General features: G+C 65.1%; 7 protein-coding genes. All 7 read left to right on the plus strand.

Annotation, left to right across the window (positions count from 1 at the left end; translation table 11 throughout):
- Nucleotides 1–64 precede the first annotated feature (64 nt).
- Nucleotides 65–1,642: an ABC transporter substrate-binding protein gene (locus PVW46_RS25830; protein WP_069210686.1), complete on the plus strand. Its 1,578-nt coding sequence runs from the start codon at nucleotides 65–67 to the stop codon at nucleotides 1,640–1,642.
- A 56-nt stretch (nucleotides 1,643–1,698) separates the two neighbouring features.
- Nucleotides 1,699–2,691, plus strand: a complete 993-nt coding sequence (locus tag PVW46_RS25835) for an ABC transporter permease (protein ID WP_069210685.1) — start codon at nucleotides 1,699–1,701, stop codon at nucleotides 2,689–2,691.
- Nucleotides 2,684–3,661: an ABC transporter permease gene (locus tag PVW46_RS25840; RefSeq protein ID WP_274578214.1), complete on the plus strand. Its 978-nt coding sequence runs from the start codon at nucleotides 2,684–2,686 to the stop codon at nucleotides 3,659–3,661. Before PVW46_RS25835 ends, PVW46_RS25840 begins: the two co-directional genes overlap by 8 nt.
- Nucleotides 3,662–3,665: 4 nt before the next feature.
- Entirely contained in the window at nucleotides 3,666–4,841 is a 1,176-nt protein-coding gene (locus tag PVW46_RS25845) for an amidohydrolase family protein (protein ID WP_069210999.1), read from the plus strand.
- Entirely contained in the window at nucleotides 4,838–6,268 is a 1,431-nt protein-coding gene (locus tag PVW46_RS25850) for an amidohydrolase family protein (RefSeq protein WP_274578215.1), read from the plus strand. The genes PVW46_RS25845 and PVW46_RS25850 overlap by 4 nt, the downstream gene beginning before the upstream one ends.
- Nucleotides 6,265–7,233: an ABC transporter ATP-binding protein gene (locus PVW46_RS25855; RefSeq protein WP_069210997.1), complete on the plus strand. Its 969-nt coding sequence runs from the start codon at nucleotides 6,265–6,267 to the stop codon at nucleotides 7,231–7,233. The genes PVW46_RS25850 and PVW46_RS25855 overlap by 4 nt, the downstream gene beginning before the upstream one ends.
- Nucleotides 7,230–7,512, plus strand: a 283-nt coding sequence (locus PVW46_RS25860; protein ID WP_274578216.1) for an ATP-binding cassette domain-containing protein, incomplete at its 3' end; no start/stop codon positions are given. The genes PVW46_RS25855 and PVW46_RS25860, both read left to right, overlap by 4 nt.

Below are 7,512 nucleotides of genomic sequence, written 5' to 3' on the forward strand. Positions count from 1 at the left end.
AAGATCACATCGTATCCAATCCTACCGATTCCCAAGTACAATCCAACAACAGGGACCAGACGATATGACGATCAGAAAACTCCTGCTTGCTTCTGCAGCACTTGCCTCTCTCGCGGGCGGTGTGCAGGCCGAGAATGTCCTGAAATGGGGTGCCAACCGCGACATCGGCTCGCTTGACCCCTACTCCTACGGTGACAGCTTTACGATCAACGTGCTGAACCACGTGTACGAGGGCCTCGTACGCTATGATGCCGACCTCAAGATCGAGCCTGCGCTGGCGGAAAGCTGGGAGATCCTCGAAGACCAGGTGACTTGGCGCTTCAAGCTGCGCGAAGGCGTGACCTTTCACGACGGCGCGCCCTTCACCGCCGATGACGTCGTCGCCTCGCTGGAGCGGGTGAGCCACGAGACCTCGCCGCTCAAGGGCAACCTGCCGGCCTATGTGTCCTCGGCCGTCGTGGATGCGCACACCGTCGACATCACCCTGAACGGCACCTATCCTCTGCTGCTCAACGACCTGACGAACATCCATATTTTCGACAAGGAATGGATGGAGGCAAACGACTCTCTGCTGCCGACGGACATCGGCTCGGGCAAGGAGGGCTTTGCCACCTACAACGCGAACGGCACCGGGCCTTTCATCGTCGAAAGCCGCCAGCCGGACGCCAAGACGGTGTTTGTCGTCAATCCCGCCTGGTGGGACGACCCCCAGCACAACCTCGACCGGATCGAGCTGACTCCGGTGACCTCGGCCGCGACCCGCGTCGCCGCCCTGCTTTCGGGCGAAATCAACTTTACCAATGACGCGCCGGTGCAGGATCTTCCGCGCCTCGAAGCGGCCCCGAACGTGAACGTGCTGGAAGGCGTCGACCTGCGCACCGTGATGATCGGTTTCCCCTTCCGCGACACACTGACGACGGGCGAACCCAACCCGTTCAAGGACAAGGCCGTGCGCGAAGCGCTCTACAAGGCCATCGACCTCGACCTGATCCACCAGCGGGTGATGCGCGGCAAATCCCGGATTGCAGGCGCAACCGTCGCGCCGCCGATCCCCGGCTACGCCGAAGAACTGGATACGGTTCCCGGATACGATCCCGACGCCTCGAAGAAACTGCTGGCCGAGGCCGGTGTGCCCGAGGGGCTGACCTTTGAGTTCAACTGCCTGTCCGACGGGCTGGTGAACGAGGAACAATTCTGCCAGGCCATCGCCTCGATGTGGTCGCGTATCGGGCTGGCGCCCAAGCTGGACGTGGCGCCGCGCGCGGTGCAGACTCCCAAGCGCACCCAGGGCAAGACCGACATCTACACCCTGGGCTGGGCCACCCTGCCGATGCTGGACGCCTATTCGCCGCTGCTGCAGATCTTCCACTCCAAGGAAGGCAACTCCGGCGTGTTCAACTGGGGCGGTTGGTCCTACCCCGAGCTTGACGCCCTGATCCAGCAAGCCGGCATGGAACTGGACCTCGACAAGCGCCTGTCGCTGGAGACCGAGGCCTTGGGGATCGTCAAGGACGAGATGATCATGATCCCGCTGCACCAGCAGCCGATGGCCTGGGCCGTGACCGGGGAAGTGACCGAGATGCCGCTGTTCCCGGACAACAAGCCGCGGCTCTGGTTCGCCCGCGTCGCCACCGACGACTGATCCGACAGGACTGGCTGCGGGGGTCTCCCCGCAGCCCCCATCAGACCGGAGTTCCCATGCTCGCCTTCCTTATCAAGCGCACTGCCAACGCGGCCTTCGTCATGCTGGCGGTGGCCCTGCTGGCCTTCACCATCTTCCGGTTCTTCGGCGACCCGGTCGAGATGATGGTCAACGAACAGGCGACACAGGCCGACCGCGCGGAACTGCGTGAACGCCTGGGCCTGAACGACGGGTTCATCACGCAATACACCCGCTTCGTGACCAATGCGGTCCAGGGGGATTTCGGCATTTCCTACCGCAACCAGCAGGACGTGATGGTTCTGATCGGAGAGCGGTTTCCCGCAACCTTCGAGCTGGTGCTGGTGGCCACCGTCATTTCCCTCGTCGTGGGCATCCCGCTGGGTGTCATAACCGCCGTGCACCGAAACTCGCCACTGGCCAATGCCTTGCAGCTGGGGTCCATCGTGGGCGTCTCCCTGCCCTCCTTCGTGGTGGGCATCATGCTGATCCTGGCCTTTTCCGTCTCTCTTGGCTGGCTGCCTGCCTTCGGACGCGGAGAGACGGTGGACATCGGATGGTGGTCGACAGGGTTGTTGACCCCTTCGGGCCGGGCCGCACTGGTGCTGCCGGCGATTTCATTATCGACCTTCCAGATCACCCTTGTCATGCGCCTGGTGCGGGCAGAGATGCTGGAAACCCTACGCACGGACTACGTAAAGTTCGCCCGCGCGCGCGGCGTACCCGTCGGGCGGGTCAACTGGGTGCATGCGCTGCGCAACTGCCTGATGCCGGTCATCACCCTGACGGGCATGCAGATCGGCAACCTGATCGCCTTCGCGCTTGTCACCGAGACGGTCTTTCAATGGCCGGGCATGGGCCTGCTCTTCATCCAGGCCGTGACCTTCGTCGATATCCCGGTGATGGCCGCCTACCTGATGCTCGTCTCCTTCATCTTCGTCGTCCTCAACACGGTTGTGGACGTGACCTACGCCTGGGTCGACCCGCGCCTGCGCGACGACGCCGCCAAAGCCGGAGGGGCCAATGGCTGACCTGTCCATGACCACCGAGACTGACACAAAGACCGACACGCCCCCCCTGCCCGCCCGCCGGGCACGCCTGGCGGCGATCCGCGACAGTGACCTGTGGTATTCCTTCCGCACCCACCCCAGCGCGGTCTTCGCTGCCTGCCTGCTGGCACTTGTGGCCCTGACGGCGCTCTTTGCCCCCTGGATCACGCCGCAGGACCCCTATGACCTGGCCGCGCTGGAACTCTGGAACTCCGAGATCCCGCCGATCTGGAACGAGGCGGGACAATGGCCCTACATCCTGGGCACCGACACCCAGGGGCGCGATATCCTCTCGGCGATCCTCTACGGCTCGCGCATTTCGCTGATCATCGGCTTTGCCTCTGTCATCGCGGCGCTCTCCGTCGGGCTGAGCCTGGGGTTGATCGCGGGCTATTTCGGCGGCTGGATCGACAACGTGATCATGCGCCTGGGCGATGTCCTGTTGTCGATGCCCTTCATCCTGATCGCCATCCTGATCACCGCCGTTGCCACCGCCTCCTTGCCGACGGGGCTGAAGGATGTGCTGGCCGCACCGATCCTGATCCTTGCCATCGCCGTGCCCAGCTGGGTCCAGTACGCCCGGACCGTCCGCGCCAGCGCGATGGTCGAGCGCAAGAAGGAATACGTGCAGGCCGCGCGGCTGATCCGGGTGAAACCCTGGCGGATCATGCTGCATCACATCCTGCCCAACTGCCTGACCCCGATCCTGGTCGCGGCCACGCTGAACTTTGGCCTGGCGATCCTGTCGGAGGCAACGCTGTCTTTTCTCGGCGTGGGAATGCCGCCAGATCAACCCAGCCTCGGCACGCTCATCCGGATCGGCAACCAGTACCTGTTTTCCGGCCTGTGGTGGATCGTGGTGTTCCCCGCCGTGCAGCTGTGCCTGATCGTGCTATCCGTCAACATGATCGGCGACTGGCTGCGCGATGCCCTCAACCCCAAACTGAGATGACCCCATGAAGACCCTCAAGAACTGCCGCCCGATGGGTGGCCCCGCAACGGACCTGCACATCGCCGACGGCGTTTTCGTCGAAACCGCCCCGGATGGTGCCGAAACCATCGATTGCGGCGGACGCATCCTGATCCCCGGCCTGGTCGAGGCCCATACCCACCTGGACAAGTCCCTGCTGGGCATGCCCTGGTATCGCAACGAGGTCGGCCCGCGCCTGATCGACAAGATCACCAACGAGCGCGAGGTGAAGGTCTCGCTGGGGCTTGACCCGCAGGTGCAATCGGAACGGCAGGCGATCCTGTCGGTCAGCCACGGCACGACACAGATCCGCAGCCATGTCGACGTCGACACCCATCACGGGCTGGCCGGCATCGAAGGCGTGATGGAAACCCGCGACAAGCTGAAGGACATCGTCGACATCGAGATCGTCGCCTTTCCGCAATCCTCGATGATGCCGCGTCCCGGCACTGTCGAGATGATGGACCAGGCGTTGGCCCTGGGGGCCGATATCGTCGGCGGGATCGACCCCTGCGGGATCGAGCGTGACCCCAAGGGGCATCTCGACGCCGTGTTCATGCTCGCGGAAAAGCATGGCAAGCCGGTCGACATCCACCTGCACGAACGCGATGCCCTGGGCGGTTTCTCGATGGAAGAGATCATCGCCCGGACCAGGGCACACGGGATGCAGGGCAAGGTCACGATCAGCCATGCCTTCTGCCTGGGCATGATGGACCGCGCCTATGTGGCCGACCTGCAGGCGCAACTGGCCGAAAACCGCATCCACATCATCACCACCGCCCCCGCCTCTGCCCCGGTGCCCGCAGTCAAGGAGTTGAAGGCGGCGGGCATCCTGACCGGGTCTGGCTCGGACGGTATCCGCGACACCTGGGGCCCCTACGGCAATGCGGACATGCTGGAGCGCGCCATGTTCATCGGTCAGCGCAACAACCTGCGCCGGGATGACGAGGTCGAGCTTGCGCTGGACATCTGCACCTATGGCGGCGCCGCGATCATGGAAACCGAAGGCTATGGCCTGCGCATTGGCGACCGCGCCGATGCGGTCCTGGTCGAGGGTGAGACGCTGGCCGAGGCCGTCGCCCTGCGTGCCCCCCGCAAGATGGTGCTGAAGGCCGGAGCCGTCACGGCGCGGGACGGTGCCTGCGTGGTGGCTGCGCCGTGAGCCGGACCCGTCTTTCCGCGCGCTGGATCGTCGGACATCGGGACGGCGCCCATGTTGTCTTCGAGAACGGCTGTGTCGTGATCGAGGGCACACGCATCCTGCATGTCGGCGCCAGCTTCGACGGCGATGCAGATGCGCACATCGACTATGGCGAGGCGATCCTGTCGCCCGGATTCATCGACCTCGACGCGCTGTCCGATCTCGACACGACGATCCTGGGCTACGACAACGGCCCGGCCTGGAAAAAGGGGCGGGTCTGGCCACAAAGCTATGTCGATGCCGGCCCCTACGAGATGTATTCGCCAGAGGAACTGGCCTTCCAGAAACGCTTTGCCTTTGCACAGCTGATCCGCAACGGGATCACCACCGCCCTGCCCATCGCCTCTCTGTTCTACCGCGCGTGGGGGGAAACGGTTGCGGAATTCGATGCCGCCGCGGCCGCGGCCGAGGATCTGGGCCTGCGCGCCTACCTTGGCCCGGCCTACCGGACCGGCGGGCAGGTCACCGACGAGACCGGCACCATCCGCGCGACCTATGACGAGGCGCGTGGCCTGCAGGATCTGGCCGAGGCGGCAGACTATGCGCAGAGGATCGACGGCATCGCTGGCGGGCGCATCCGCGCCATGTTCGCCCCTGACCGGATCGAGACCTGCACCGAAAGCCTGCTGCAACGCACCCATGCGATTGCCGCGGAAATGGGCGCCCCCGTGCGCCTGCATTCCTGCCAATCCCCGACCGAGATCAGGTTGGTGCAGGAACAACATGGCACCACGCCCATCGACTGGCTGAATCGCATCGGTGCCATTGGGCCGAACTGGCTGCTGCCGCACGGCACTCAGGCGACGGAACGCGATTTTACGCTGATGGCCGAACATGGCGCGACGCTGGTGCATTGCCCGCTCGTGGCCGCCCGTCATGGCGGCCTGCTGCGGTCCTTTCCGGAATGTCGTGACAGGGGCATCAACATCGGGCTGGGCACCGACACCTGGCCGCCGGACATGATCCTCAACATGCAACTGGGCATGATGACCGCCCGGTTGGCCAAGGGCATGGACGCGATCCGGTCCGAGGCACTATTCGACGCGGCAACCCTTGGCGGCGCGCAGGCGCTTGGCCGGGACGATCTGGGGCGCCTGGCCCCCGGCGCCTGCGCCGACATCGCGGTGATCGACCTGCGCGGCACCTTGCAGACGCCGGACCCGATCCAGACCCTGATGACCTCGAGCGCGGGTCGGGACGTGCGGGACGTCTGGATCGACGGGCGCCAGGTCATGGCCGACGGAGAGATCCCCGGGTTCGACGCGGTCGCGGAAACCGCGCGCGCGCAGGCACAGTTCGATGGCCTGATCGCCAAGTACCCCGACCGCACGGTGGACCACCCGCCCGTGACCGAGATTTTCACCCCCAGCTACCGGAGGGCACGATGACCCAACCCGTTCTGGACGTGCAGGGCCTGCGCGTCGAATTCCCGACCCGGCACGGCACGCTGACCGCGGTCGACGATATCTCGCTGACCATCGGCAGGGGCGAAATCCTGGGCGTCGTCGGAGAATCCGGCGCGGGCAAGTCGATGACCGGCATGGCCATCCTGGGCCTGCTGGAACCGCCGGGCCGGATCGCTGCCGGCAAGATCCTGTTGTCGGGCGACCGGATCGACACCCTGACCGAACAACAGCTTCAGGCCGTGCGCGGGCGCCGGATCGGGGCAATCTTCCAGGACCCGCTGACATCGCTCAACCCCTTGTTCAAGGTCGGCGACCAGCTCGTCGAGACGATCCGCCTGCATACGCCGATGACCCGCGCGCAGGCCCGCAGGCGCGCCATCGAACTGATGCAAGAGGTCGGCATTCCCGCCGTCGAGGAACGCATCGACAACTACCCGCACCAGTTTTCCGGCGGAATGCGCCAGCGCATCGTCATCGCCCTGGCCCTGTGTGCGGAACCGGAACTGATCATCGCGGACGAGCCGACAACCGCGCTTGACGTGTCGATCCAGGCGCAGATCACGGCCCTTTTGAAACGGCTCTGCCGTGAACGCGGCACGGCGGTCATGCTGGTGACGCATGACATGGGCGTCATCGCCGAAACCGCCGACCGCGTGGCGGTGATGTATGCCGGGCGCCTGGCCGAACTGGGCACGGTGGAGGACGTGGTCCGCCGACCGCAACACCCCTACACCGTCGGGCTGATGGGCTCGATCCCCTCGCTGCGCCGGGACGAGAGCGAGCTTCAGATGATCCCTGGCGCCATGCCGCGCCTGAACAGCATTCCCTCGGGCTGCGCCTTCAACCCGCGCTGCGCACAGGCGGGACCGAAATGCAGCCGGGACATCCCGCGCATCCACGGAGAAGGCGCTGCCTGCTGGCTGGCCCTGGAAGGAGCAACCGCATGACCCGCCCCATTCTCGAAGTCGACGCGCTGGAACGGCGTTTCGACGTCTCTGCCCCCTGGCTGAACCGGCTGCTGGAACGCAAGCCGCGCCGCACGCTGCGCGCAGTCGACGGTGTGGATTTCGACATCCTGCCCGGTCAGACATTGGCGCTGGTTGGCGAAAGTGGCTGTGGCAAGTCCACCATCGCCAAGCTGGTCACCGGGCTGCATGCCCCCTCGGACGGCAAGATCCGCTTCAACGGCGATCCGACCAAGATGCAGATGATCTTTCAGGATCCCT

The organism is Mameliella sp. AT18 (assembly GCF_028807275.1).
In the GTDB taxonomy this organism is placed as follows: domain Bacteria; phylum Pseudomonadota; class Alphaproteobacteria; order Rhodobacterales; family Rhodobacteraceae; genus Antarctobacter; species Antarctobacter albus.

Coding starts and splice junctions, on each gene's coding strand:
- PVW46_RS25840 (WP_274578214.1), top strand. CDS start 2,684: ATGGCTGACCTGTCCATGACCACCGAGACTGACACAAAGACCGACACG.
- PVW46_RS25855 (WP_069210997.1), top strand. CDS start 6,265: ATGACCCAACCCGTTCTGGACGTGCAGGGCCTGCGCGTCGAATTCCCG.
- PVW46_RS25835 (WP_069210685.1), top strand. CDS start 1,699: ATGCTCGCCTTCCTTATCAAGCGCACTGCCAACGCGGCCTTCGTCATG.
- PVW46_RS25845 (WP_069210999.1), top strand. CDS start 3,666: ATGAAGACCCTCAAGAACTGCCGCCCGATGGGTGGCCCCGCAACGGAC.
- PVW46_RS25830 (WP_069210686.1), top strand. CDS start 65: ATGACGATCAGAAAACTCCTGCTTGCTTCTGCAGCACTTGCCTCTCTC.